The 22,360-nt window shown below is 55.7% G+C and carries 22 protein-coding genes; 10 read left to right on the forward strand and 12 right to left on the reverse strand.

The window, feature by feature from the left end:
- Nucleotides 1-2 precede the first annotated feature (2 nt).
- From RYZ18_RS12130 to RYZ18_RS12150, 5 genes are all read left to right on the forward strand, one after another.
- Complete coding sequence (locus RYZ18_RS12130) at nucleotides 3-299, forward strand: hypothetical protein (RefSeq protein ID WP_317657116.1); 297 nt, start codon at nucleotides 3-5, stop codon at nucleotides 297-299.
- Entirely contained in the window at nucleotides 296-1,414 is a 1,119-nt protein-coding gene (gene acsF, locus RYZ18_RS12135; RefSeq protein ID WP_317657117.1) for a magnesium-protoporphyrin IX monomethyl ester (oxidative) cyclase, read from the forward strand. Before RYZ18_RS12130 ends, acsF begins: the two co-directional genes overlap by 4 nt.
- Nucleotides 1,411-2,250, forward strand: a complete 840-nt coding sequence (puhE, locus tag RYZ18_RS12140) for a putative photosynthetic complex assembly protein PuhE (protein ID WP_317657118.1) — start codon at nucleotides 1,411-1,413, stop codon at nucleotides 2,248-2,250. Before acsF ends, puhE begins: the two co-directional genes overlap by 4 nt.
- Entirely contained in the window at nucleotides 2,247-3,458 is a 1,212-nt protein-coding gene (hemA, locus tag RYZ18_RS12145) for a 5-aminolevulinate synthase (protein ID WP_317657119.1), read from the forward strand. Before puhE ends, hemA begins: the two co-directional genes overlap by 4 nt.
- A 91-nt stretch (nucleotides 3,459-3,549) precedes the next feature.
- A complete protein-coding gene (locus tag RYZ18_RS12150) occupies nucleotides 3,550-3,993 on the forward strand; it encodes a c-type cytochrome (RefSeq protein WP_317657120.1) in 444 nt (147 codons plus the stop codon).
- Nucleotides 3,994-4,045: 52 nt separating this feature from the next.
- Here RYZ18_RS12150 and bchO read toward each other — a convergent pair whose 3' ends face one another.
- From bchO to crtA, 4 genes are read right to left on the reverse strand one after another with little or no spacing between them, the layout of a single operon-like run.
- Nucleotides 4,046-4,915 (reverse strand): alpha/beta fold hydrolase BchO, encoded by an 870-nt coding sequence (gene bchO / locus RYZ18_RS12155; protein ID WP_317657121.1) that lies wholly within the window; start codon nucleotides 4,913-4,915, stop codon nucleotides 4,046-4,048.
- On the reverse strand, nucleotides 4,912-6,621 hold the full coding sequence (locus RYZ18_RS12160) for a magnesium chelatase subunit D (RefSeq protein ID WP_317657122.1): 1,710 nt from the start codon (nucleotides 6,619-6,621) through the stop codon (nucleotides 4,912-4,914). Before RYZ18_RS12160 ends, bchO begins: the two co-directional genes overlap by 4 nt.
- Nucleotides 6,618-7,622, reverse strand: coding sequence for a magnesium chelatase ATPase subunit I (gene bchI, locus RYZ18_RS12165; RefSeq protein ID WP_317657123.1), 1,005 nt, complete (start codon nucleotides 7,620-7,622; stop codon nucleotides 6,618-6,620). Before bchI ends, RYZ18_RS12160 begins: the two co-directional genes overlap by 4 nt.
- On the reverse strand, nucleotides 7,619-8,341 hold the full coding sequence (crtA, locus tag RYZ18_RS12170; RefSeq protein WP_317657124.1) for a spheroidene monooxygenase: 723 nt from the start codon (nucleotides 8,339-8,341) through the stop codon (nucleotides 7,619-7,621). The genes bchI and crtA overlap by 4 nt, the downstream gene beginning before the upstream one ends.
- Nucleotides 8,342-8,512: 171 nt before the next feature.
- Here crtA and RYZ18_RS12175 point away from each other — a divergent pair, with 171 nt between their 5' ends.
- Genes RYZ18_RS12175 through tspO form a run of 3 tightly spaced genes read left to right on the forward strand, consistent with a single transcriptional unit; the run spans nucleotide 8,513 to nucleotide 11,610 of the window.
- Nucleotides 8,513-10,102 (forward strand): phytoene desaturase, encoded by a 1,590-nt coding sequence (locus tag RYZ18_RS12175; RefSeq protein ID WP_317657125.1) that lies wholly within the window; start codon nucleotides 8,513-8,515, stop codon nucleotides 10,100-10,102.
- Complete coding sequence (crtB, locus tag RYZ18_RS12180) at nucleotides 10,099-11,121, forward strand: 15-cis-phytoene synthase (RefSeq protein WP_317657126.1); 1,023 nt, start codon at nucleotides 10,099-10,101, stop codon at nucleotides 11,119-11,121. Before RYZ18_RS12175 ends, crtB begins: the two co-directional genes overlap by 4 nt.
- 18 nt (nucleotides 11,122-11,139) lie before the next feature.
- Nucleotides 11,140-11,610: a tryptophan-rich sensory protein TspO gene (gene tspO, locus RYZ18_RS12185; protein WP_317657127.1), complete on the forward strand. Its 471-nt coding sequence runs from the start codon at nucleotides 11,140-11,142 to the stop codon at nucleotides 11,608-11,610.
- A 47-nt stretch (nucleotides 11,611-11,657) separates the two neighbouring features.
- On the opposite strand, the gene infB is transcribed toward tspO, so the two are convergent.
- From infB to rimP, 4 genes are read right to left on the reverse strand one after another with little or no spacing between them, the layout of a single operon-like run.
- A complete protein-coding gene (gene infB, locus RYZ18_RS12190) occupies nucleotides 11,658-14,147 on the reverse strand; it encodes a translation initiation factor IF-2 (protein ID WP_317657128.1) in 2,490 nt (829 codons plus the stop codon).
- A complete protein-coding gene (locus tag RYZ18_RS12195; RefSeq protein WP_317657129.1) occupies nucleotides 14,144-14,782 on the reverse strand; it encodes an RNA-binding protein in 639 nt (212 codons plus the stop codon). Before RYZ18_RS12195 ends, infB begins: the two co-directional genes overlap by 4 nt.
- A 23-nt stretch (nucleotides 14,783-14,805) precedes the next feature.
- Nucleotides 14,806-16,401 (reverse strand): transcription termination factor NusA, encoded by a 1,596-nt coding sequence (gene nusA, locus RYZ18_RS12200; protein WP_317657130.1) that lies wholly within the window; start codon nucleotides 16,399-16,401, stop codon nucleotides 14,806-14,808.
- Between the two features lie 6 nt (nucleotides 16,402-16,407).
- A complete protein-coding gene (gene rimP, locus RYZ18_RS12205) occupies nucleotides 16,408-16,992 on the reverse strand; it encodes a ribosome maturation factor RimP (RefSeq protein ID WP_317657304.1) in 585 nt (194 codons plus the stop codon).
- Between the two features lie 168 nt (nucleotides 16,993-17,160).
- Between rimP and RYZ18_RS12210 the strand changes: the two genes are divergently transcribed.
- The gene (locus tag RYZ18_RS12210; RefSeq protein WP_317657131.1) at nucleotides 17,161-17,667 is read left to right on the forward strand and encodes a GNAT family N-acetyltransferase; all 507 of its coding nucleotides are present in this window, start codon (nucleotides 17,161-17,163) and stop codon (nucleotides 17,665-17,667) included.
- Here RYZ18_RS12210 and RYZ18_RS12215 read toward each other — a convergent pair.
- Both RYZ18_RS12215 and zapE read right to left on the reverse strand, forming a co-directional pair.
- Complete coding sequence (locus tag RYZ18_RS12215) at nucleotides 17,664-18,281, reverse strand: TetR/AcrR family transcriptional regulator (RefSeq protein ID WP_317657133.1); 618 nt, start codon at nucleotides 18,279-18,281, stop codon at nucleotides 17,664-17,666. The two genes, RYZ18_RS12210 and RYZ18_RS12215, sit on opposite strands and share 4 nt — an antisense overlap.
- A gap of 63 nt (nucleotides 18,282-18,344) precedes the next feature.
- Entirely contained in the window at nucleotides 18,345-19,427 is a 1,083-nt protein-coding gene (zapE, locus tag RYZ18_RS12220) for a cell division protein ZapE (RefSeq protein WP_317657134.1), read from the reverse strand.
- A gap of 135 nt (nucleotides 19,428-19,562) precedes the next feature.
- Here zapE and RYZ18_RS12225 point away from each other — a divergent pair, with 135 nt between their 5' ends.
- The gene (locus tag RYZ18_RS12225) at nucleotides 19,563-20,804 is read left to right on the forward strand and encodes an MFS transporter (RefSeq protein ID WP_317657305.1); all 1,242 of its coding nucleotides are present in this window, start codon (nucleotides 19,563-19,565) and stop codon (nucleotides 20,802-20,804) included.
- On the opposite strand, the gene RYZ18_RS12230 is transcribed toward RYZ18_RS12225, so the two are convergent.
- Nucleotides 20,801-21,724, reverse strand: coding sequence for an NAD(P)-binding domain-containing protein (locus RYZ18_RS12230; protein WP_317657135.1), 924 nt, complete (start codon nucleotides 21,722-21,724; stop codon nucleotides 20,801-20,803). The two genes, RYZ18_RS12225 and RYZ18_RS12230, sit on opposite strands and share 4 nt — an antisense overlap.
- Nucleotides 21,721-22,347: an HAD family hydrolase gene (locus tag RYZ18_RS12235; protein WP_317657136.1), complete on the reverse strand. Its 627-nt coding sequence runs from the start codon at nucleotides 22,345-22,347 to the stop codon at nucleotides 21,721-21,723. Before RYZ18_RS12235 ends, RYZ18_RS12230 begins: the two co-directional genes overlap by 4 nt.
- Between the last annotated feature and the right edge of the window lie 13 nt (nucleotides 22,348-22,360).

The raw sequence follows: 22,360 nt of genomic DNA on the forward strand, positions 1-22,360 counted from the left end.
CCATGGGATGGATGACCAGAACGACCGAAACGGCCCCTTGCGAGGTTGAGGTGAGCCACAAATTCGAAAGCCTGCACGCGCATGTGAAATTCTTGAACGGCGCAACCATTAATCCAGGTGACGAGGTATTGGTGCATGGCGCACCAGTGATGGCGCCTTATGGCGAAGTGGTGTGTGAAACCCGCACCGCCACGATCACCCGCGCCAGCAAAATCGAACAGCTTTGGACAAAAATGACAGGTGATTTCGAGTTCATGGAGCTGTGTGAATTTAGTTTCTCAGAGGAGGTTTCGCTATGAATGTCCAAGCAAAACATTCCGCAGATGCGACCACCGTTGAAGACGCTTTGGCGGCACGCAATTACGAACAAGCAGTGGTTGATAGTGAAAGCGCAACCGCGCTTGCGATGCAAAACACGCTTTTGACCCCGCGGTTTTACACGACCAATTTTGACGAATTGGATGCGATTGATGTTTCATCAGTCCGCAGCGATTGGGATCAGCTGATTGATCAAATGAAATCCGACCCCAATAAGGGCCATTTCAAGAAAAACGAAGATTGGGATCACATCGATTGGGATGGGATGGAGCCAAAGCTGAAAAAGGAATTCATTGATTTCCTTGTTTCCTCCTGCACGGCCGAATTCTCGGGCTGTGTTCTCTACAAAGAAATGAAACGGCGCGGCAGCAATGAGGACATCACCACATTGTTCCAGTTGATGGCCCGTGATGAAGCCCGCCATGCAGGTTTTATCAATGACGCGCTGCGGGAAGCGGGGATTGCGGTGAATTTGGGCTTTCTGACGCAAGCCAAGAAATACACCTATTTCCAGCCAAAATTCATCTATTACGCCACATATCTGTCCGAAAAGATCGGCTATGCGCGTTATATCACCATCTTCCGCCATCTTGAGGCGCATCCTGAACATCGGTTCCATCCGATTTTCAAATGGTTCAAGGAATGGTGCAATGATGAGTTCAGCCATGGCGAGGCATTCGCGCTGTTGATGAAGACTGACCCCAAGTTGACGCGTGGCGTGAATGTTTTGTGGATCAAATTCTTCCTCACGGCCGTGTTCGCAACGATGTATGTGCGCGACCACCAACGCCCCGCTTTTCACGAGGCTTTGGGTGTAGATACCGATTGGTATGGCCACGAAGTGTTCCGCAAAACCAGTGACATCTCAAAGCAGATTTTCCCAATCACTTTGGACATTGATCATCCCCGTTGGCAGAAAGGTCTGACGGCCTTGCAAGCCGCCAATGCGGATTTGGCCGATGCCAAGGCGCATGGCAAATTCTTCAAGCGAATTGGCGCCAGCATTCGTGCGGGTCTGGCCTTTGTGGCGCTGTATACGATCCCTGCCAAATCTCATGCCGTGCCTGTGAGCACGCGGATGGAGCCTGTCTATTGATCGCGGCTGCGCTGCATAATCCTTGGGTGGCGGCCTTGGTCGCCTTGTTCCTGTGGTGGTTTTCCACAGGGGCAATCCTTTTGGTTGTGCGGCGCGCAGATCAGGCAGGTCGTCAGGCCCGAATTTGGGCCGTTTTGATGAACCTGCCCTTTTTGATCTTGGGTGCGGTTGGGTTTTTGGAATCCCGCTATGACGAGAGCCTAGCAGGGGTTTATGTGGCGTTTTTATCTGCCATTGCGCTTTGGGGTTGGATTGAGCTTGCCTTTTTGACGGGTGTCATCACAGGCCCCAATCGCAACCGTCTGAGGGATGGGGTTCCTGAGTGGGAACGCTTTATCCGCGCATGGGGCACCATTGCTTATCATGAACTTCTGTTGGTGTTCATGATGGTGACGATGATCCTGTTTAGCCTTGATGCGGTGAACCCCTTTGGGATGTGGACATTCGCCATTCTGTTTTTCGCGCGGATCAGCGCCAAGCTGAACCTTTATCTTGGGGTGCGAAAAATCAATGTGGAATTCATTCCCGAACCCCTGAACCATTTGCCAAGTCACTTTCGCACCGCGCGGATGAATTGGCTGTTTCCGCTCTCGATCACGGGCCTCAGCTTTGCCGCTGCCTGTTGGATGGAGCGGATTTGGAGCGCGCAAACCATGTCGCAAGAGATTGGTTTCGCTTTATTGGCAGCCCTGACCATGCTCGCTTTGTTGGAGCATTGGTTCATGGTTCTGCCCCTTCCCGATGAACGGCTGTGGCGGTGGATGCTTCCGTCTCGCCAAAGCAATGGCCAAGACGGCCCCCAGATCGCCATTTTGCAAAATGAGGACGTGCGATGAATTTTGACAAACTCTTTCAGAGCCAGTTGGACACCCTGAAACAAGAGGGCAATTATCGCGTCTTCGCAGAATTGCAGCGCAAATGTGGAGATTTCCCCCGTGTCCAAAATCACGGCGAAGGTCAAGAAGAAGTCACTGTTTGGTGCTCAAATGACTATTTGGGCATGGGCCAGCACCCCGATGTGATCAAGGCAATGATCGACACAGTCGAGGCCTGCGGCACAGGTGCAGGCGGCACGCGCAATATCTCGGGCAATGCCTATCACCACAAATTGCTCGAGGCGGAATTGGCTGACCTGCACGGTAAGGAAGCGGCCCTTCTGTTCACTTCGGGCTATGTTTCAAATTGGGCCGCCCTGTCGACTTTGGGCAGCCGTCTTCCGAATGCGGTGATTTTGTCGGATGCGTTGAATCACGCCTCTATGATTGAGGGCATCCGTCATGCACGATGCGAAAAGCGGGTTTGGAAGCACAACGATGTCGCTGATTTGGATCGGCAATTGGCAGAATTGCCCGCCAATGCGACCAAGATTGTCGCGTTTGAATCGGTCTATTCGATGGATGGTGACATTGCGCCGATCCGCGAGATCGTTGAAGTGGCCGAAAAGCACGGCGCGATGACCTATATTGACGAGGTTCACGCGGTCGGCATGTATGGCCCGCGCGGCGGCGGTGTCGCTGAGCGCGAAGGGCTGATGGATCGCATCACCCTGATCGAAGGCACGCTTGGCAAGGCCTATGGTGTGGTCGGTGGCTATATCACGGGCAGCCATGCATTGGTGGATTTCATCCGCAGCTTTGCCAGCGGGTTTATCTTTACAACGGCGCTGCCCCCTGCCGTTGCGGCGGCCGCGCGCGCCTCGATTCATCATCTGAAAAACTCAAGCTATGAGCGCGACATGCAGCAACGCCAAGTTGCTCGTTTGCGCGCCCGTCTTGATGCCGAAGGCATCCCGCATGTCCACAATGACAGCCACATCATTCCTGTGATGGTGAAAGACCCCGTGAAATGCAAAATGCTGTCGGATATTCTGATGGAACAATTCGGCATTTATGTGCAGCCAATCAATTATCCTACAGTTCCCAAAGGCACCGAGCGCCTGCGCTTTACCCCTGGCCCTTTGCACACGGATGAGGACATCGAATATCTCGTTTTGGCCCTGAAAACACTCTGGAAACAATGCGCTGTTTCGCATGCAGTCGCGTAGATGTGACAAGTTTTCTGTAAATTGCCCTTGGAGCGGCTTGAAAAAGGGCTAGGTTGCTGAGCGGTTACCTTTAACCGAGGGAGAGAGAACCATGAAAAAATCTGCAATCATCGCAGCAGTCGCAGGACTATGCGCTGCAACGTCCGCCTTCGCGGATGGCCATGGCGCATCGGGTGATGCGGCTGCAGGTGAGCGTGTCTTCAATCAATGTGTCGCCTGCCACGTGGTGGCAAACGATGCAGGTGAAACTCTGGCAGGCCGCAATGGCCGCACAGGCCCAAATCTTTACGGCGTTGCAGGTCGTCCTGCGGCTTCGATCGAAGATTTCCGTTATTCTCCATCTATCACCGCCGCAGGTGAAGCAGGGGTTGTTTGGACGGAAGAGGCGTTTGTGGCCTATGTGCAAGACCCGACCGCCTTTTTGAGAGAAGCAACCGGTGACAACCGCGCACGCAGCGCTATGGCGTTCCGTGTCCGTGGTGAAGAAGACGCGAAAAACGTCTATGCATATCTTGCAAGCCTTGCGGCGCAGTAACCGCATCGTTTTGTGACGGCAGTGAAAAGGGCAGACATTGATCTGCCCTTTTTCATTTTTTTCGATGCGATTGGACGAAGTCCGCGATCGCAGCAACCGCCTCGGCGGGATGTGATTCAGGCAAAAGATGCCCTGCATCTGAAATCACCTTCATGGTGCCCTGTGGCACCATCCCTTGGGCGCGTTTGGCGACCTCTAGTGCAACTGCTTGATCCTTAGCGCCATGCAAGAACAGGATTGGCGCTGTGATCTGGGGAAGGCTGCGGTGCAGCGCCTCTAAATCCCACTGCGCCATCATTGCTAAAGTTGCTTCGATATGCGCGCGCCTGCGCATCAATTCGCGATAATGGCCCAAGGTTTCTGCGTCAGGTTCTGAGCCTGTTGTTTGCAAAATGGCAATCAGCCTGCGGTCACTCATCCCCGAGCCTAAGAAAAGCCCCGTCAGCGGGTTCATCGCCATCATTTTTGCCATGATCGGAAAGAGCCAACCCGCAGCGCCAGAGAAATTCTCAAGCGCCCCGTTGATCGCCACGACCCCTTGCGCAGTATCAGGCGCAAGCAGCATCAGCTGCAAGGCAATCGCGGCCCCCGCAGAATGGCCAATAATCACCTCGGGCGTGATGCCTTGGCCCTGCAGCAGCCGCAAAACGTCTTGCGCCATCAAGGACAGGGATGACCGACTGCGGGTGCCAGCACGGCTAAAGCCCTGACCTGGCAGATCAAAGGCAATGACGCGATGAGTTTGTGCCAATAGTGGCATCATGGCCCGCCAAGAATGCGTAGATGCGCCTGCGCCATGGATCAAAACCAGATCAGGGCCTGTGCCCATAATCTGCACATGCCACCGATGGGGATGGGATGCGATGATTTGGCTATGGGCGCGCCATGGCCAGTTGCTTGGAATATCCGCAAGCCCGCTCATGCGCTTGGCAATGCCGCCTCGACAGCGGCGCTGAGGGATTTGGCATCTGCGCGCGGAAGCGGCACGTAAGCCGCGCCCATTACCTTGGCCAGATCATCCAGCCCTCGCGTTGGGCGTTGCCCCGTGTCGATGACAATCGCGGGAACACCGCGACCGCGCAGGGCCTTTGCCATATTCTGCGCATCTTCGCCCGCTTGCGCGCGGTTTGCGCTGCCATCCAGACTGACATTCGCGCGCCCATCCGTCAGAACCGCGATGGACGGCGTCATTCCCTTTCCACTTGTGAGAACCGCCAGATCAAGAGCCGATTTCAGCCCTGCGGCAAGCGGTGTGCCCCCGCCACCTGGTAAGTCTTGCAAGCGGCGTTTGGTCTGCACGAGGGATCGCGTGGGGTTTAGCAAAATATCCGCCCCTGCGCCGCGAAACGCAACCAAGGCCACATGATCGCGCCGCGCATAGGCCTCTGCCAGCATCAACTCAATCGCCCCCTTGGCCTCGGCCATGCGGGACATCGCGCTAGAGCCAGACGCATCCACCACAAAGATAATCACCCTGTCAGAGCTTTGTTCAAACTGCTTTACGCGGATGTCACTTTTGCGGATATGCAGGCCGCGCGGCTTGGGCGCTGTCGTCTGGGCGCGCAGCCCTTGCCATGGGGCAGCGGAGCGCAAGGTTGCCATTAAATCAATCCGCGCGCCGCCCCCCAATTCGCCACTGCGCGAGGCAACGGGGCGGCCACGATGATTGCCCTTCTTGCGGTTTCCCGTTCCTGAGCTGCCCTGGCTTTGCCGTGCGGCGCGCTGTGCTGCCAATCGTGCCAAGAGGTCGGGCGGAAGCATGGCCTTTGCTGCCTCGATCAACGCCTCGAAAGGGGGAAGATCCTCCCCCTCCTTTTGCGGATCTTCGGGATCGGACGGGTTTTCTTGCGCCTCTGGTTCTTGTGGTTGTGGTGGGGGCGCTTGTTCAGGCGGGGCTGGTTCTGGGATTTGCGTGGCGCGTGGGACAAGGGCCAATTCCACAGCCAGTTGCAAATCCGCCTGTTCGACCTGATCCGCCCCCATCAAGGCCGCTGAATGGCGGGCAAGGCGCAGCGCGTGCTGAACGGCGCGCAAGGATGTGACGCCAAGCGCCTCAGCCACCAAGCACAGATCACGATAGTCGTCAGGCGCATGTCGCACATGGGGTAAGCGCGCACGCGCCTCGGTCAAAGCTGCGCTGTCAAATTCCATTTCCTGCGCCGCCGATTGTGGAATAGCATCAAGCTGCAGATGCAGCGCGAGGCGATCACTGAGGCTATGCCCCAACCCTTCGCTTTCTTCGGCGGCTTCATCGAGGGCAATAATCGACAAGCCTGTCTCAGCGTCCAACGCCCCCGCCAATCGTGCCAAAAGCGCGGATTCGGCACGTTCGGCCATTGTCAGGATCACTGTGCCGCCCTTGTTGAGAAGTCCCTCTGTTTGAATAGGGCGCCCAGTTGCCAAGGTTGCGCTTAGGTCTAACCCGCCAAACAGGGCCTCATCACTGATATTTGGGTGAACGCGCGGAAAAAAATCAGTTTCTAACGCCTTGTTTAGAGCCTGAATAATCCGATCCCGAACGGGGCCAACGCGGGCCCGAAGCCAAATACCCCCAAGGGGTGCGGGATCAATCGCAAACAGGGCGATGGCCAGATTGAAACTGGCCCATCTGTCCTGTGCTGATGTCATGGCAGCACAGCCTCAACTGTGCGCATCACGCGCGTGGTTGAGCCTGCCTCATCTAACGGGTCGCGGCGCAAGCGGTGTGACAGCGCCATGGGTGCAACGGCCCGCAAATGCGCGCGTGTGATTTCGGAGGATCCCTCGAACGCGGCTTGCGCGCGGGCGGCGCGTAACAGGGTTAATTCGCCGCGCAACCCGTCTGATCCAAGTTCAAGGCACAGGGCGGCGCAATCCTTCAAGATCGCATCGCTTGTGCGGATTTTTGGCAGGCGTTTGCGCGCGGCAGTGATGGATTTGCGGATAGCCTCATCCGATTTGGCCCAGGATTTCACAAATTTCGCACGGTCTTGGTCAAAGGCATCGCGGCGCTTGATGACCTCAATGCGTGTGTCGATATCCTTTGGGCTTTTCACTTCAACGGAAAGGCCGAAACGATCCAAAAGTTGGGGCCGCAATTCGCCTTCTTCTGGGTTGCCCGAACCCACCAAAACAAATCGTGCAGGGTGGCGGATTGAGAGACCCTCCCGCTCGACCAGATTTTCGCCAGACTGCGCCACATCCAACAAAAGATCGACCAAGTGATCCTCGAGCAGGTTGACCTCGTCAATATAGAGATAGCCACGATTGGCCCGCGCAAGAAGGCCTGCTTCAAAGGCCTTTTCACCCTTGGCGAGCGCCTTTTCGATATCCAAGGCCCCGACCACGCGATCCTCTGTTGCGCCAAGTGGCAGGTCGACCACGGGTGTGGGTTTTTCGACCACTTCGCGATCCGCAACATTGGCCCAATCAGGTATGTCTGCCTCAGTGGCAGAATTCACAGGGCAGCCCTTTATCGCCGTAATCGGTGGCAGCAAAGCGGCCAAGCCTCGCACGGCGGTTGATTTCCCCGTGCCGCGATCCCCGAAAACCAAAACGCCGCCAATGCCCGCATCAATAGCGGTCAAAAGCATGGCTTGTTTCATCGCATCTTGGCCTACGATGGCAGAAAAAGGAAAAGCATGGCTCATATAATGGGCCTTTCATAGGTCGGGATACGGGATTGCAGGGGGCAGCCGCCCTCCCACGTGCCTTCTATATTTTTTAGGGCAAAGCGGGCGTAGAGTTCTTCTTTGAACCATGCGCCATCGCGCACGGCTTTTATGGCGCGGGCATGCGGGCCGTCATGGCGTGCAAAACGCGCCATGGTTTGCGTGTCTGGCCAAATTGAAAACGTGACCTGATGCAGGAGAGGCACTTCGCCAACGCCGATCTTGAACAGAACGTTAGGATCATCGCCAATGACCTGCGAAATATCAGGGACGCGCCGCCAGAAGCGCAGCGCATTTAGGGGTTTTACTGTGGCGCGGGTCAGCGCCGCAATCGGGCCGTTTGTTGGCTCTGACTCGGTCACAAACGGCGCTTGCCCATCCCATTCCCCCCGCGCTGTGCTGGGGGTGAGATACAGGGTGCAATCTTCGACTGCATGTGCGCGATAGCGGCGGAAGGTTGGACTTTTTGCAATCAGCGATTGTGCGGTCACATGGTCGGGCCAAGTGGCAAGGATGGCATAAACCGAAACATTCGGAATGGGCGTAAATCCCTCACCCGTGCCTGAGCCAAGCAATTTGAAAAACCCGATCCCCGCCTCACGGCGCAAGGCGAATCGTGCTGTTGCCATTTGGGCAAAGGCCCACATCCGTGCGGAGACGGTTCCAAATCGAAATAAGCTTAGCGTTACAGATTGCATGGTCGATCTTTTTATCTGTCAACTAATAGTGACAGATTTAGCTAATAAAGGAAAGAGAACAATATATTTCCATGATTTCTTTTGTTTTATTGGTGCGCTTGTATTCGTGATCGGCTTTGGCTGTGAATTCATGTTGTAAATTAAACTAGACAGTTTACGATAGGGCCTATGATGGATGACCACCGAGTGCATAGCGATCCTCGATCAGGCTTTGCCCCAAATGCGGGCGATGCTCGCCCCCATGCGATTGTGATTGGGGCGGGGTTGGGGGGATTGGCCTCGGCCATGCGGTTGGGGGCGAAGGGTTATCGCGTCACGGTCATTGATAAATTGGATATGGCGGGGGGGCGTGGTTCTGCGCTCTACCAGAACGGGCATCGCTTTGACCTCGGCCCGACCATTGTCACCGTGCCACAAGTGTTTCGGGAATTATGGGCGGCTTGCGGGCGCGATTTCGATCAGGATGTTGATCTGCGCCCGATTGAGCCATTTTACGAAATCCGTTGGCCAGACGGATCACATTTTACCGCCAGTCAAAACACCGATGCGATGCGCGCCGAAGTGGCGCGCCTATCGCCACAAGATGCCAAGGGCTATGAGCGGTTCTTGCAGGACAGCGCCGCGCGCTATTGGTTTGGGTTCGAAGATCTCGGTCGCCGTTCCATGCACAAGCTGTGGGATTTGATCAAGGTTTTGCCAAAATTCGGCATGCTGCGTGCGGATCGCTCGGTTTATGCGCATGCGGCAAAGCGGTTTAAGGATGAACGACTGCGGATGGCGTTTAGTTTTCATCCGCTCTTTATCGGGGGGGATCCGTTTAACGTGACCTCGATGTATATCTTGGTCAGCCATCTCGAAAAAGAATTCGGTGTCCATTATGCGATGGGCGGTGTCGCCGCGATTGCCAAGGCCATGGCCCGCGTTGTTCAGGACCAAGGCGGCGCGCTTCGCTTTCATCACGTTGTGGATGAAATCATCTTTCAGGATAACCGCGCCACAGGTGTGCGCCTTGCCACGGGCGAGGCTGTTGCGGCGGATATTGTCGTCTCAAACGCGGATGCGGGCCATACCTATAAGCATTTGATGCGCAATCGCCCCCGCCGCCGTTGGACGGATGGAAAATTAACCCGCGCGCGTTGGTCGATGGGTCTTTTTGTGTGGTATTTCGGAACACGCGGCACGCGCAACAAATGGGCGGATGTGGGTCATCATACGATCCTCAACGGCCCGCGGTATCGTGGTTTGGTCAAAGATATCTTTATCAAAGGCAAACTTAGCGAAGATATGAGCCTTTATGTTCATCGCCCCTCGGTGACTGACCCAAGCTGCGCGCCAGAGGGGGATGATACGTTCTACGCCCTTTCACCTGTGCCGCATCTGGGGTTTGATGATCCTGTGGATTGGGCCAAGATGGGCGAAGCCTATCGCCAAAAAGTGCAGCAGGTTTTGGAAGATCAACTATTGCCTGATTTGGGCACGCATCTTTCCGCCTCCGAGGTGCTGACCCCCGCAGATTTTGAAAGTCGCTATCTTTCCCCCAACGGGTCTGGCTTCTCAATCGAGCCGCGTATCCTGCAAAGCGCCTATTTTCGTCCCCATAACGTGTCGGAGGAGGCGGAAGGTCTCTATCTCGTTGGGGCAGGCACGCATCCTGGGGCGGGTTTGCCTGGGGTCATTTCATCGGCTGAAGTGTTGGCAAAACTGGTGCCAGATGCGGTCTCCGTTTCATCTGGCCATGAGATAAAGATGGCCGCAGAATGATTGACGATCAGGATCTTGCCTATTGCCGCGCGGCAATTGCCGAAGGGTCACATTCCTTCGATATTGCATCGCGTATCTTGCCGCGCAGAGTGCGCGATCCTGCGCTGGCACTTTATGCATTCTGTCGTATTTCCGATGATGCAGTGGATTTCAGCCAGAACAAGGCACATGCCGTTCTTGATCTTAGTAATCGGTTGGATCGTATCTATTGCGGGCGGCCTGTCGACTGTCCCGCTGATCGCGCCTTTGCTGCGGTGGTGCAGGATTTCGAAATGCCCCGCGCCTTGCCCGAAGCCCTGCTTGAGGGCCTCGCATGGGATGCGACCGAGCGGCGCTATAACACCTTGTCAGATTTGCGTGGTTACTCGGCACGGGTTGCCTCGGCTGTCGGGGCGATGATGTGCGTATTGATGGGGGTGCGTTCGGGCGATGCATTGGCGCGCGCCTGTGATCTGGGCGTGGCCATGCAATTAACCAATATCGCCCGCGATGTGGGCGAAGATGCCCGCGCAGGGCGCGTTTATTTGCCCCTAGATTGGCTTGAGGAAGAAGGTGTTAACCTTGATCGCTTTCTCGCAGATCCGCGTATTTCCCCTGCCCTTCGGCGGATCAATCGCAGGCTCTTGGCTGAGGCGCGCAGGCTTTATGAACGCTCCGAGGCGGGTGTGTCGCAATTACCCTTGATCAGCCGTGCGGGGATTTTAGCGGCGCGACACTGCTATGATGCAATTGGCGGTGCTGTGGCGCGGCGCGGGTATGATGGCGTCACGCAACGCGCTTTCACAACGGCGCGACAAAAATTTGGGTTGCTCAGCTATTCTGCAATTCAGGCCACGATCATCACTTTGGCGCCGCGCAGCCCGATGCTTTATGCCCCCCCTTTGGAAGAAACCCGCTTTTTGGTTGATGCCGCCGCCAAGCGGCAACCAGATCGCGCAGGATGGAGTGATCAGGTCATATCTGTTCTGGCGCAATTAGAGGCGCAAGATCGCGGGCGCATACTGGAACCGAACCCATAACGCGCTAACTGACCCATCATGGATTGGTCTGTTTTCATATTATTTTTTGCCGCCTGCGCTGCTGCTGCGGCCACGGGATCTATGTTTCCCCCTGGCGCGTGGTATCGCGATTTGCGGAAGCCATTTTTCACGCCGCCGAATTGGCTCTTTCCCGTTGCTTGGACAGTGCTTTATATCGCCTCCGCCTATGCAGCGGCGCGCGTGGCATTGGTGGCGGAAAATGGCCATGCGATGGGATTTTGGGCGCTGCAAATCGCGCTGAACACGCTATGGAGCCCCGTTTTCTTTGGCTTGCGCCGCATTCGCGCGGGTATGGTCATCCTCAGCGCGCTTTGGGTTGCGGTTTTGGGAACAATGCTGAGTTTCTGGGCGCTTGATCCGCTCGCGGGCGCTTTGATTGTGCCCTATCTGCTTTGGGTCACCATTGCAGGCGCGTTGAATTTTGAGGTTTGGCGGTTGAATCCTGAGGTTGCCAAAGGATCAGCATAAAAAAACGCGCCCCGTGGGGCGCGCTTTTTTGTCATGTTCAGAACGGCTTAGCTGAGCTTACGCTCAACTTCTTCGCGTTCGAAAATCTCGATCACATCGCCTTTGCGGATGTCATCGTAATTCTCAAAGGCCATGCCGCATTCCTGACCCGATTGCACTTCTTTGACTTCGTCTTTGAAGCGCTTGAGGGTTTTTAGCGTGCCTTCGTGGATCACGACATCATCGCGCAACAGGCGCACACCCGCCGAGCGGCGCGCGACACCTTCGGTGACCAGACAGCCCGCAACCGAGCCAACACCAGAGACGCGGAACACCTCTTTGATCTGGGCGTAGCCGATGAAGTTTTCACGAATTTCAGCACCAAGAAGACCTGAAGCTGCCGCCTTCACATCATCCACAAGGTCATAAATCACGCTGTAATAGCGGATTTCAACACCTTTTTGGTTGGCGGAATTGCGCGCAGGGGCATTGGCACGAACGTTAAAGCCCATGACAGGCGCACCCGAAGCCTCGGCCAAGCCGATATCGGATTCAGTGATCGCGCCCACGCCGTAATGCAGAACGCGCACGCGCACTTCGTCATTACCGATTTTTTCCATCGCCTGAACGATGGCTTCGGCCGAACCTTGAACGTCCGCTTTGACCACAATGGGCAATTCTTTTACGTTTTCATCCGCCTTGGCCTTCGCCAGAAGCTGATCCAAGGTTGTTGCTGCACCTGCTGCGGCGCGTTTGTCTTTGGCAACTTGGATGCGGTAATCCGCGATCTCGCGGGCTTGTGCTTCGGTTTGCACCACGTTCAAAACGTCACCCGCTTCGGGTGCGCCGTTCAGGCCCAGAACCTCAACAGGAACGGATGGCCCCGCTTCTTTCACGCGCTCGCCCTGATCGTTGATCAGCGCGCGGACTTTACCCCATTGCTCGCCCACAACGAAGATATCGCCTTGTTTCAGCGTGCCGCGTTGCACCAGAACAGTCGCAACAGGGCCACGGCCCACATCCAACTGCGCCTCGATGACGGCCCCTTCGGCTGAGCGGTCAGGGTTCGCCTTCAGGTCAAGCAATTCGGCCTGAAGCGCGATGGATTCAAGCAATTGATCCAAACCTTGGCCAGTGGCGGCGGAAACTTCGACATCCTGCACCTCACCTGACATCTTCTCAACGATCACCTCATGTTGAAGCAAATCGGTGCGCACCTTGTCAGGGTTGGCAGCGGGTTTGTCGATTTTGTTAATCGCCACGATCATCGGCACTTTGGCCGCCTTGGCGTGGTTAATCGCTTCGATGGTCTGCGGCATCACTGCGTCATCGGCGGCAACCACAAGCACCACGATATCCGTGACATTCGCCCCACGCGCCCGCATGGAGGTAAAAGCCGCGTGACCCGGCGTATCAAGGAAGGTCAAAAGCGCGCCGCTTTCGGTGCGCACCTGATAGGCCCCGATATGCTGCGTGATCCCGCCTGCTTCGCCAGAGACAACATTGGCCTTGCGAATGCGGTCAAGCAACGAGGTCTTGCCGTGGTCAACATGGCCCATGATCGTGATGACGGGTGGCCGTGGTTGCAGCTCGGCTGGGTTGTCTTCTTCGACCTTGATCACATCTTCCACATCCGCGTCAGATACGCGCTGCACGCGGTGACCGAATTCGCTGACGATCAATTCCGCCGTATCGGCATCGATGGATTGGTTCTGCGTGACCATCATGCCCATCTGCATCAGCGATTTAACCACATCGGCCACGCGTTCGGCCATGCGGTTGGCCAATTCGGAAACCACGATGGTTTCTGGAATTTGCACATCGCGGACGATTTTTTCGCGGTCACCTTGGGATGCCATCGCCTTCTGGCGCTGACGCTCCTGCTTGCGTTTCATGGCAGCAAGGCTGCGCTGACGCCCGCCTTCGCCATCAGAGAAAACCTGATTGACGCTCAGCTTGCCGGAACGGCGGCCATCATTGTCGCGATCACCTTTCGAGACGCGCTCGCGCTTGTCGTCCCGATCCGTATCACGGCGCGCAGGTGCTGCGGCTGATTTCGCGCGGGCAGCTGCCACCGCAGGATCAGGCAGATCTGCGGGGGATGTCACCACGGGGGCACTGTCCGCTTTACGGGACTTTGCAGCCTTTGATTCCTCAAGGCGGCGGCGCTCTTCTTCTTCCTTGGCGCGGATGGCCTCTTCGCGTTCACGCTCCTCGCGTTCGCGGGCCTCGGCCTCGGCGCGGCGGCGCTGACGCTCTTCTTCGCGTTCTTGCTCTTCGCGCTGGCGCTGTTCTTCTTCTTCGGCCTCACGGGCCTTGGCGGCCATTACGGCCTTCATACGGCGTTCGAGTTCTGGATTGGCGGAAGCGTTGCCACCCTCCATATTACCCGTGCCATCATCTTTGCCGCCTGCACCCGATTTGGGAACCATCACGCGCTTGCGCTTGGTTTCCACAACAACCGTTTTCGTGCGTCCACGCGAAAAGCTCTGGTTCACGCGTCCGCTGCGGGCGCCGCCAGATAGTCCGAGTGGTTTTTTTCCGTCTTGATCGCTCATGCGTCTTTCTTGTCCTTCCCAACGGTCTTGCCGTTGTTCAAGCTGGTTTTGGGCCTCAGCCCTTGCAGCTTTGCTGCTTCCTCTACAACACGATCGCCGAGTCCGCCAGTCGCCAGCGCGCCATGTATCACAGTTTCTCGCCCGAATGCCAAACCTAATTCAAAAGCGGTTAGGCAATCGAAGTAACGCGCGCCCTCAGGCGTCCAAAGCTTGGACTTTCCCCGTTCAGACCCGTCCGAAGCTTGCAGCAGCACCCGCACAGGGCGCGTGGCAAGCCAATCTTTGACCTTTTCGAACCCTGCAACGGCATCACCAGATTTGCGCGCCAAGGCAATCAAATCGCCAATGCGCCGCGCAAGCAGGGTTTCAAGCGTGCCCACCAAATCATCTGGCACAGTCACCTGCGCTTTGGCTGAGCGGGAGAAAAGGTTTTTCTTGACCGCCAATTCCACCGCCGCGCGATCAGCGCTGCACCATATGCCTCGGCCCGGTAGGCGTTCAAGGATATCGGGCGTCACCACATTCTCAGGGCTGACCACAAAACGCAACAGCCCCGCCTTTGGCGCTGTGTCGCCTGTTGCGATACAGCGCCGCTCGGACGTGTCTTTGGTTTTGGTGGCACCGCCACGGGACATGGATTTGGCTCCTGAAATCGGGCTTACTCTTCTTCTTCGCCTGCGTCTTCTTGGTCAGATGCAAGGTCTTCTTCGGTTACCCAACCCAAGGCCAAACGGGCGGACATGACCATATTCTGGGCTTCTTCGAGGCTGACATCGAATTTCTCAAGCACGCCTTCATCTTTGACGCGCTCGCCGTTTACGGTTGTCCAACCGCCTGCCAATTCCCAATCAGCACAGGTTGCGAAGTCTTCCAGCGTTTTGACCCCATCTTGGACAAGCGCCTCAAGCATCTGTGGCGTTAGCCCTTCGAAATCAATCAAGCTTTGCTCGACACCAAGCGCCTTGGCGCTTTCGAGGGCTTTGCGATTTTGCTCTTCGATATAGTCACGCGCACGGGCCTGAAGCTCGTCCGCGGTTGCTTCATCGACACCATCAATGCCAAGCAATTCTTCTTGCTCGACATAGGCAACCTCTTCCAAAGAGGTGAAGCCTTCGGATACCAGAAGTTGGGCAAAGAATTCGTCCAAATCCAATGTGTCCATGAACAGCTTGGTGCGTTCGGCGAATTCGGCCTGACGGCGCGCGCTTTCTTCTTCTTCCGTGAGGATGTCGATATCAAGCCCTGTCAACTGGCTTGCCAAACGCACGTTTTGACCACGGCGCCCGATGGCAAGAGACAGCTGTTCGTCAGGAACAACCACTTCGATTTTCCCTGCATCTTCGTCCAAAACCACCTTGGTCACTTCGGCAGGTTGCAGCGCGTTCACAAGGAAGGTTGGGGCGTCCTCATTCCATGGAATGATGTCAATTTTTTCGCCCTGCAACTCGTTCACCACAGCCTGTACGCGGCTGCCGCGCATACCCACACAAGCACCAACGGGATCAATCGAGTTATCAAAGGAAATCACCGCGATCTTCGCGCGAGAGCCCGGGTCACGGGCAACGGCCTTGATCTCGATGATGCCATCGTAAATTTCAGGCACTTCCATCTTAAACAATTCCGCCATGAATTCGGGCGCGGTGCGGCTGAGGAAGACCTGAGGGCCGCGCGCCTCGCGGCGGACATCTTTGATATAGCAGCGGATGCGCTCATTGGGGCGATAGCTTTCGCGCCCAATTTTTTCATTACGGCGCAAAACTGCCTCGCCACGGCCAATATCGACAATCACATTGCCATATTCTTCGCGCTTTACGACACCGTTAATGATTGTGCCTGCACGGTCTTTGAATTCTTCATATTGGCGATCACGCTCAGCTTCGCGCACTTTTTGCAGGATCACCTGCTTGGCGCTTTGCGCGGCGATACGGCCCATTTCAACAGGGGGCACTTCATCAATGATCTCGTCACCGATTTCTGCATCTGCCTTATAGGCACGCGCATCGCGCAGTGTCATTTCAATGAAATGGTTTTCGATTTCCTCAACCACAGTGCGGACACGGGTAAATGTCGCGCGGCCTGTCTTGCGATCAATCGAAACGCGGATATCCAATTCCGAGCCGTAACGCGATTTCGCGGCGCGGGCGAGGCTTTCTTCCATTGCCACGATGACCAGATCGGGGTCGATCATCTTTTCGCGGGCAACGGCCTCTGCTGTTTGCAACAGCTCAAGTTGGTTTGCTGATGTAATAGCCATGGATTTTCAGTCCTCCGCCTCTTCGGGCTCTTGCGTGATTTCATCAAATTGGGTTTCGTCAATGACCCCCGAGGCTTTGCGCTGGCGCAGCATCTCGGCGATCAGGTCATCGGTCAGAACGAGCTTCGCATCTGAAAGCCAATCAAAATCGAGGCCAAGGGTGACCGTCTCGCCACCTTGTTCAACATTGATAAGCACTTCATCGTTTTCGATCCCTGCCAAAACACCCTTAAAGCGCTTGCGGCCATCGATCATTTCGCTTGTTTCAAGTTTGGCTTCATAGCCCTGCCAGATATCAAAATCCTTCAACCGCGTCAGCGGGCGGTCGATACCGGGGCTAGAAACTTCCAGGTTATAGGCCCCCTCAATCGGGTCTTCGACATCAAGGCTTGCCGAAATCGCCGTTGAGATATCGGCGCAATCATCCACATTGATCCCGCCTTCGGGGCGGTCTGCCATCACCTGCAGGGTTTTTGTCTCGCCGCCCATCAGGCGCACGCGCACCAGTTCAAACCCCATATCTTCGATGACAGGGGTGATGATCTCAGCCATGCGGCGATCAATGCTCGATTTTGCGATCAGGTTGGACATAAGACCTATGGACATAAAAAAACGGGCCACAGGGCCCGCGGAAGCATCTAGGGTGGAGCGTGGAGTTTGGACCCCCAAGCACCTGTTGTTCCGTCATATAGAGAGAATCGGGGGTTATAGCAAGCTGCCATCTTGCGCTTTGGGGCGCGGCGTGGCCATTTGCGCGACATGAACGCGAAAATCGAAATCACAATTCGTCCAAAAACGGCACGCGATGATGCGGCGCTTGTATCCCTCGTGCTGCCTGTGTTTCGGGCGGGTGATACATATACAGTCGACCCTGACATATCCGCGGTCGATGCCTTGGCCTTTTGGACAGCCCCCGAAAAGTCGGTGTTCATAGCAGAACACGGGGGTGAGGTCGTTGGCACCTATTATATCCGTCCCAATCAGGCGGGCGGCGGCGCCCATATCTGCAATTGTGGGTATATCACTGCCACTGCGGCGCAGGGGCGCGGGATTGCGCGCGCGATGTTGGCGCATTCGCTCCAGACTGCCCGCGCCGAAGGCTATCGCGGGATGCAGTATAACTTTGTCGTTTCGGAAAACACGCGTGCGGTTGCGACATGGCAAAAGGCAGGTTTCGAGATTGTGGGCCGTTTGCCACAAGCCTTTGATCATCCAAGCAAAGGATTGGTGGACGCCCTTGTTATGTTCAAATCCCTTGTAGATTAGGCCTTGCGATACCGTGCCATAAATGTAGCCACCACCTCATCTGCGGCTTCGGACACTTCTTCATGGGTGGCTTCGCTGCTGACGCATAAAAGACGGCGCAGCATTAGATCACCACGGCACAGCTTCATGAACAAATCCGCCGCCTTCATCGGGTCATCTATATCGAGCATGTTGCCCACCTTTGGCGTGCTAAAATAGCCTGCGACATGGGACATGGCCGTTGAAGGGCCTGTTTCATAGAAAGCACGCCCCAATTCGGGGAACCTTTGGGCCTCAGCCACGCAGACGCGGAAGATCGAGACACCTTCGTCCGACATCAGAAATTCAAGCATCGAATAGGCCAAATGGTGCAAGGCATCGCGAACATCGCGCTGCAGAAATTCGATATCCATTTGCGCGCGGCGTTGCAGGTCGCATTCTTGGTTCAGAACCGCCATAAACAACGCTTGTTTGTCGGGGAAATACGAATAAAGCGTGGCTTTGGACACGCCTGCTTGGCGCGCGATCACATCGACACTTGCCCCTTCGAACCCTTGGCTTAGGAAAATATTACGCGCGCCATCAATGACTTGATCGAATTTTCGACCTTTGCGTGTCTGTGCTTGCATGTTCATGGCGCATACTCCCTGACCCCATTGTAAACCGATCAGTTCAGTTTTTGCAAGCCTTGCCGCGATCTATTGGCCCCAATCCGCCGATTGCATCTCGCGCAGGCGGCTGGCGGTGCGTTCAAATTCGAAACTGCCCGTGCCCTCGGCGTAAAGATGTTCTGGCACATCATCGGCAGATAAGATCACGCGGATACCTGCCTCGTAAAGCGCATCAATGAGGGTGACAAAGCGTTTTGCCTCGTTGAAATTGTCGATGCCAAGACGCGGGACGTTTTCCAACATCAGCAGTTTCACCGCCCCAGTGAGCGCCAAATAATCACCCGCGCCTAAAGGTTTGCCGCACAGCTCCCAGAAATCGGCGCGGGCCATGCCCGCCCAATAATGCGGGATGACGACATGGCGGCCTTTGATCTCTAAATCGAGGGGTTCTTCCTGCCCATGGGTCAGATCGTGCCAAATCTTATCAAGGCTTTGCCGCGTGGCGGCGGTGATGGGTGTGAAATAGGTGGTTTCGCCTGACAATCTGTCTTGGCGGTAATCGGTGGGTGATTGCATTTCAATCACCTCTAATTCCTGCTCTAAAAGCGTGATGAACGGCACAAATAGCTGTCGGTTCAACCCGTCCTTATACAAATCTTTTGGCGGGCGATTGGAGGTGGTGACGATGCTCACCCCTGCCTTGAACAATGCCTCAAAGAGGCGGCCTACAATCATGGCATCGGTGATATCGGTGATTTGCATCTCATCAAAACACAGCAGGCGCAGGTCTTTTGAAATCGCCTCGGCCACGGGTTTCAACGCATCATCTGTGCCTGTTTTACGCGCCTCGTGCAGGGCTGATTGGATTTCTTGCATAAAGGCGTGAAAATGGACGCGGCGTTTCCCGTTAATCGCCGTGTGCGCAAAGAACAAATCCATAATCATGGATTTGCCGCGCCCAACCCCGCCCCAGACATAAAATCCGCGACTATGTTGGCCAGATTGTGGTTTTTCCTGAAAAAAACGCGCAAGAAGCCCTGATTTTGGCCGCGCCTCAAGCGTTTCGCGCAAGGATTCAAACCGATGCAAAACCTCGCGTTGTGCGGGGTCTGCGCGCAGTAAGCCTTCGCTGACGCGGGTGTCGTATATGGCGGTTAAATGTTGCGACATAAGCGCCTCTTAGGACATCTCTGGCCCCTCTGGCCAGAGGGATTGCATGCGCAATCAGCATTGACGCTCTTGGGCTTGCGGCGCAATCTCTGTCGCAGCGTGACAGGCCTGCGGCCTTTGACAGGACAAATGAAGATGCAGCGCAATTCGATTTTCACCCCCGTCCTCATCGGGGGCTGTTTTATCATTATGATCAGCTTTGCCATTCGGGCAAGTTTTGGGGTTTTTCAAATTCCCATAGCGGACGAATTCGGTTGGCTGCGCGCCGAATTTTCTTTGGCCATTGCCATTCAAAACCTTGCTTGGGGCGTGGGGCAGCCGATTTTTGGCGCGATTGCCGAGAAGTTTGGGGATCGCAAAGCCATTATCATCGGCGCTTTGATGTATGCGGCGGGTTTGGTCTTTTCGGCTTATGCAATCACGCCCGGCGCGCATCAGCTTTTGGAAATTCTTGTGGGCTTTGGCGTTGCGGGCACGGGCTTTGGCGTGATCTTGGCGATTGTGGGCCGCGCCGCATCGGATGAGCATCGCTCACTCGCGCTTGGGATTGCCACTGCGGCGGGCTCTGCAGGTCAGGTCTTTGGTGCGCCTGTGGCAGAGGCGCTGTTGACGGTGATGCCATGGCAAAGCGTCTTTTTGATCTTTGCAGCGGCAATTTTGGCCGCGCTTTTATTCCTTCCCATGCTGCGCGCGCCTGCGCCCCTATCCAAGGCAGAACTTGAAGAAAGCATGAGCGCGATTTTGGGCAAAGCGTTTCGCGATCCCTCTTTCAGTCTGATTTTTATCGGCTTCTTTTCCTGTGGGTATCAGCTTGCCTTTGTCACCGCGCATTTTCCCGCCTTTGTGACCGAACTTTGCGGCCCGATTGAGCCTGGATCTTTCCTACATTCTTTGGGCATCACGACCACGTCCGCGCTTGGGGCTGTGTCGATCTCGCTGATTGGCTTGGCCAATATTGGTGGCACGATTTTGGCGGGCTATTTGGGCAAACGCTATTCTAAGAAATACCTGCTTGCGGGCATCTATTTTGGCCGCACCATTATTGCGGCCGCGTTCATTTTGTTGCCCATCACGCCCCTGACGGTGATTGTGTTTTCGGTTACGATGGGCGCGTTGTGGTTGGCCACAGTGCCGCTGACCTCAGGACTTGTGGGATATATTTATGGGCTGCGCTATATGGGCACGCTTTATGGTATCGTGTTCTTTAGCCATCAATTGGGCAGCTTCATCGGGGTTTGGCTTGGCGGTTGGATGTATGACCTGCATGGCACCTACACCACGGTTTGGTGGGTGGGTGTTGGCGTGGGGCTGCTTTCGGCCATCGTCCATTTGCCCGTGAAAGAAAGCCCCCTGCGCGAGCGGGCGTTGGCCGCCTAACCTTTCACCGCGTCACGGATATAGGCGGCGGTCATGAGGTCAAGATGTGCGCCGCCGCCGTTCTTGAACAGCGTGATTTCTGCGTCATTGCCCCGCGCAAAGGCGCCAGAGGCGATGTCGTAATAATCGGCCACAACATCATCTGCTGTGATCACCCCCGCCGCGATGGGGCGTTTTAATTCGCCAATATGTTCAATCGTGGTAGCACGGCTGTCGACAAAGATGCGCGCCTTTTTGAGCGCAGCATCATCCGCCTCGCGCATATCGGGGCGATAGGCCCCGATGAGGTCAATATGCTGTCCCGCCTTCAGCCATTCACCTTGCAAGATGGGCTCTGTCACCATGGTTGCACAGGTGACAATATCGGCCTGCTGCACGGCATCCGCTAGGCTTTCGGCGACATCCGTATTGGAGAAATCACGGGCAAGGGCCTCGGCCCGCGCTATATTGCGGTTCCAGATCAAGAAGCGCGCCTCAGGAAACCCCGCGCCATAAGCCGCGCGCAACGACCGGCCAACTGTGCCTGCGCCAACGATCAAAATGGTTTTACTCTCGGGTCGCGCCAGTTTCATCGCGGCGAATAGGCTATCGCCTGCGGTCTTATATTTGGTCAAAAGATGGAAATCGACCAAAGCCTCAAGAAGGCCATTCTTATCGCCATAAAGCGCTGCACCGCCATTCACAGCGGGCAAATTTTGCGCGGCGTTCTCAGGAAAGATTGTGGCCGATTTCACCAAGAGGCCAAGCCCGTCTATCCATGCGGCACGATTAAGCAACGTGTCCTTGCCGCGATAGAGGAAACTATCCGAAATCTCCGCACGCGGTAGCATATGCCCCGCCTCCAACGCCGCGCCAAGTTTGAGCCAATCAAGCTTGGCTTCGGCCTCAGGCCCGATGATTTGGAAGGGGGTTTGTGTCATAGTCCTGCTTCATCCTTGGTTAGAAGGCCATGGTCGACCAAGACTTCGGCCCATCTGTGTGGCGCTGTAAACAGATGCGCATTCCATCCGCGCGCCTCGGCCGCGGTGATGTTGTCAGGGCGGTCATCTGCAAACAAAAGCGCCTCTGGCGCGATTTTGCAATGATCCTCGACCATTTGATAAATTGTTGGATTGGGTTTGATCACCCCCATATGGCCAGAGACATAGGCGTGGTCGAATTCGTTCAGAAAATCGAAATGCTCTTGCGCATAGGCAAAGCTCTCGATCCCGAAATTGGTCAATGCGAAGACGGGCACATTCTTGGCACGAAGGCGGCGCAAGAGCATCACGGAGTGATCAATCACAGGGTTTGCCAATTCCAACCAGTGATCATGCCACATCCGAATTTCCGCGCGAAACTCAGGATAGGCTTCTGCCGTTTCATAGATGATATCGCGGAACCCTTCACCTAAATCCACGCGGTCATTCATGCCGTGCAAATCCACAGTGGCAAACATTTCGCGGCGGCGCGCTTCCCCGATGGTGCGGTCGTAGAACCGCTCAGGCTGCCATTCAATCAGCACATTGCCGATGTCAAAAATCACCGCTTCAATCTTGGACATGATCAAACCTTTC

The organism is Roseovarius sp. 10 (assembly GCF_033100315.1).
Lineage (GTDB): Bacteria > Pseudomonadota > Alphaproteobacteria > Rhodobacterales > Rhodobacteraceae > M30B80.

Bases quoted from the DNA above. Each gene is read 5' to 3' on its own strand.
- hemA (WP_317657119.1), top strand. From the start codon at position 2,247: ATGAATTTTGACAAACTCTTTCAGAGCCAGTTGGACACCCTGAAACAA.
- acsF (WP_317657117.1), top strand. From the start codon at position 296: ATGAATGTCCAAGCAAAACATTCCGCAGATGCGACCACCGTTGAAGAC.
- bchO (WP_317657121.1), bottom strand. From the start codon at position 4,915: ATGAGCGGGCTTGCGGATATTCCAAGCAACTGGCCATGGCGCGCCCAT.
- nusA (WP_317657130.1), bottom strand. From the start codon at position 16,401: ATGGCTATTACATCAGCAAACCAACTTGAGCTGTTGCAAACAGCAGAG.
- bchI (WP_317657123.1), bottom strand. From the start codon at position 7,622: ATGAGCCATGCTTTTCCTTTTTCTGCCATCGTAGGCCAAGATGCGATG.
- crtB (WP_317657126.1), top strand. From the start codon at position 10,099: ATGATTGACGATCAGGATCTTGCCTATTGCCGCGCGGCAATTGCCGAA.
- RYZ18_RS12130 (WP_317657116.1), top strand. From the start codon at position 3: ATGGGATGGATGACCAGAACGACCGAAACGGCCCCTTGCGAGGTTGAG.
- RYZ18_RS12235 (WP_317657136.1), bottom strand. From the start codon at position 22,347: ATGTCCAAGATTGAAGCGGTGATTTTTGACATCGGCAATGTGCTGATT.
- zapE (WP_317657134.1), bottom strand. From the start codon at position 19,427: ATGTCGCAACATTTAACCGCCATATACGACACCCGCGTCAGCGAAGGC.
- crtA (WP_317657124.1), bottom strand. From the start codon at position 8,341: ATGCAATCTGTAACGCTAAGCTTATTTCGATTTGGAACCGTCTCCGCA.
- RYZ18_RS12160 (WP_317657122.1), bottom strand. From the start codon at position 6,621: ATGACATCAGCACAGGACAGATGGGCCAGTTTCAATCTGGCCATCGCC.
- RYZ18_RS12215 (WP_317657133.1), bottom strand. From the start codon at position 18,281: ATGAACATGCAAGCACAGACACGCAAAGGTCGAAAATTCGATCAAGTC.
- rimP (WP_317657304.1), bottom strand. From the start codon at position 16,992: ATGTCCAACCTGATCGCAAAATCGAGCATTGATCGCCGCATGGCTGAG.
- RYZ18_RS12225 (WP_317657305.1), top strand. From the start codon at position 19,563: ATGCAGCGCAATTCGATTTTCACCCCCGTCCTCATCGGGGGCTGTTTT.
- RYZ18_RS12210 (WP_317657131.1), top strand. From the start codon at position 17,161: ATGAACGCGAAAATCGAAATCACAATTCGTCCAAAAACGGCACGCGAT.
- RYZ18_RS12175 (WP_317657125.1), top strand. From the start codon at position 8,513: ATGGATGACCACCGAGTGCATAGCGATCCTCGATCAGGCTTTGCCCCA.
- RYZ18_RS12230 (WP_317657135.1), bottom strand. From the start codon at position 21,724: ATGACACAAACCCCCTTCCAAATCATCGGGCCTGAGGCCGAAGCCAAG.
- RYZ18_RS12150 (WP_317657120.1), top strand. From the start codon at position 3,550: ATGAAAAAATCTGCAATCATCGCAGCAGTCGCAGGACTATGCGCTGCA.
- infB (WP_317657128.1), bottom strand. From the start codon at position 14,147: ATGAGCGATCAAGACGGAAAAAAACCACTCGGACTATCTGGCGGCGCC.
- RYZ18_RS12195 (WP_317657129.1), bottom strand. From the start codon at position 14,782: ATGTCCCGTGGCGGTGCCACCAAAACCAAAGACACGTCCGAGCGGCGC.
- tspO (WP_317657127.1), top strand. From the start codon at position 11,140: ATGGATTGGTCTGTTTTCATATTATTTTTTGCCGCCTGCGCTGCTGCT.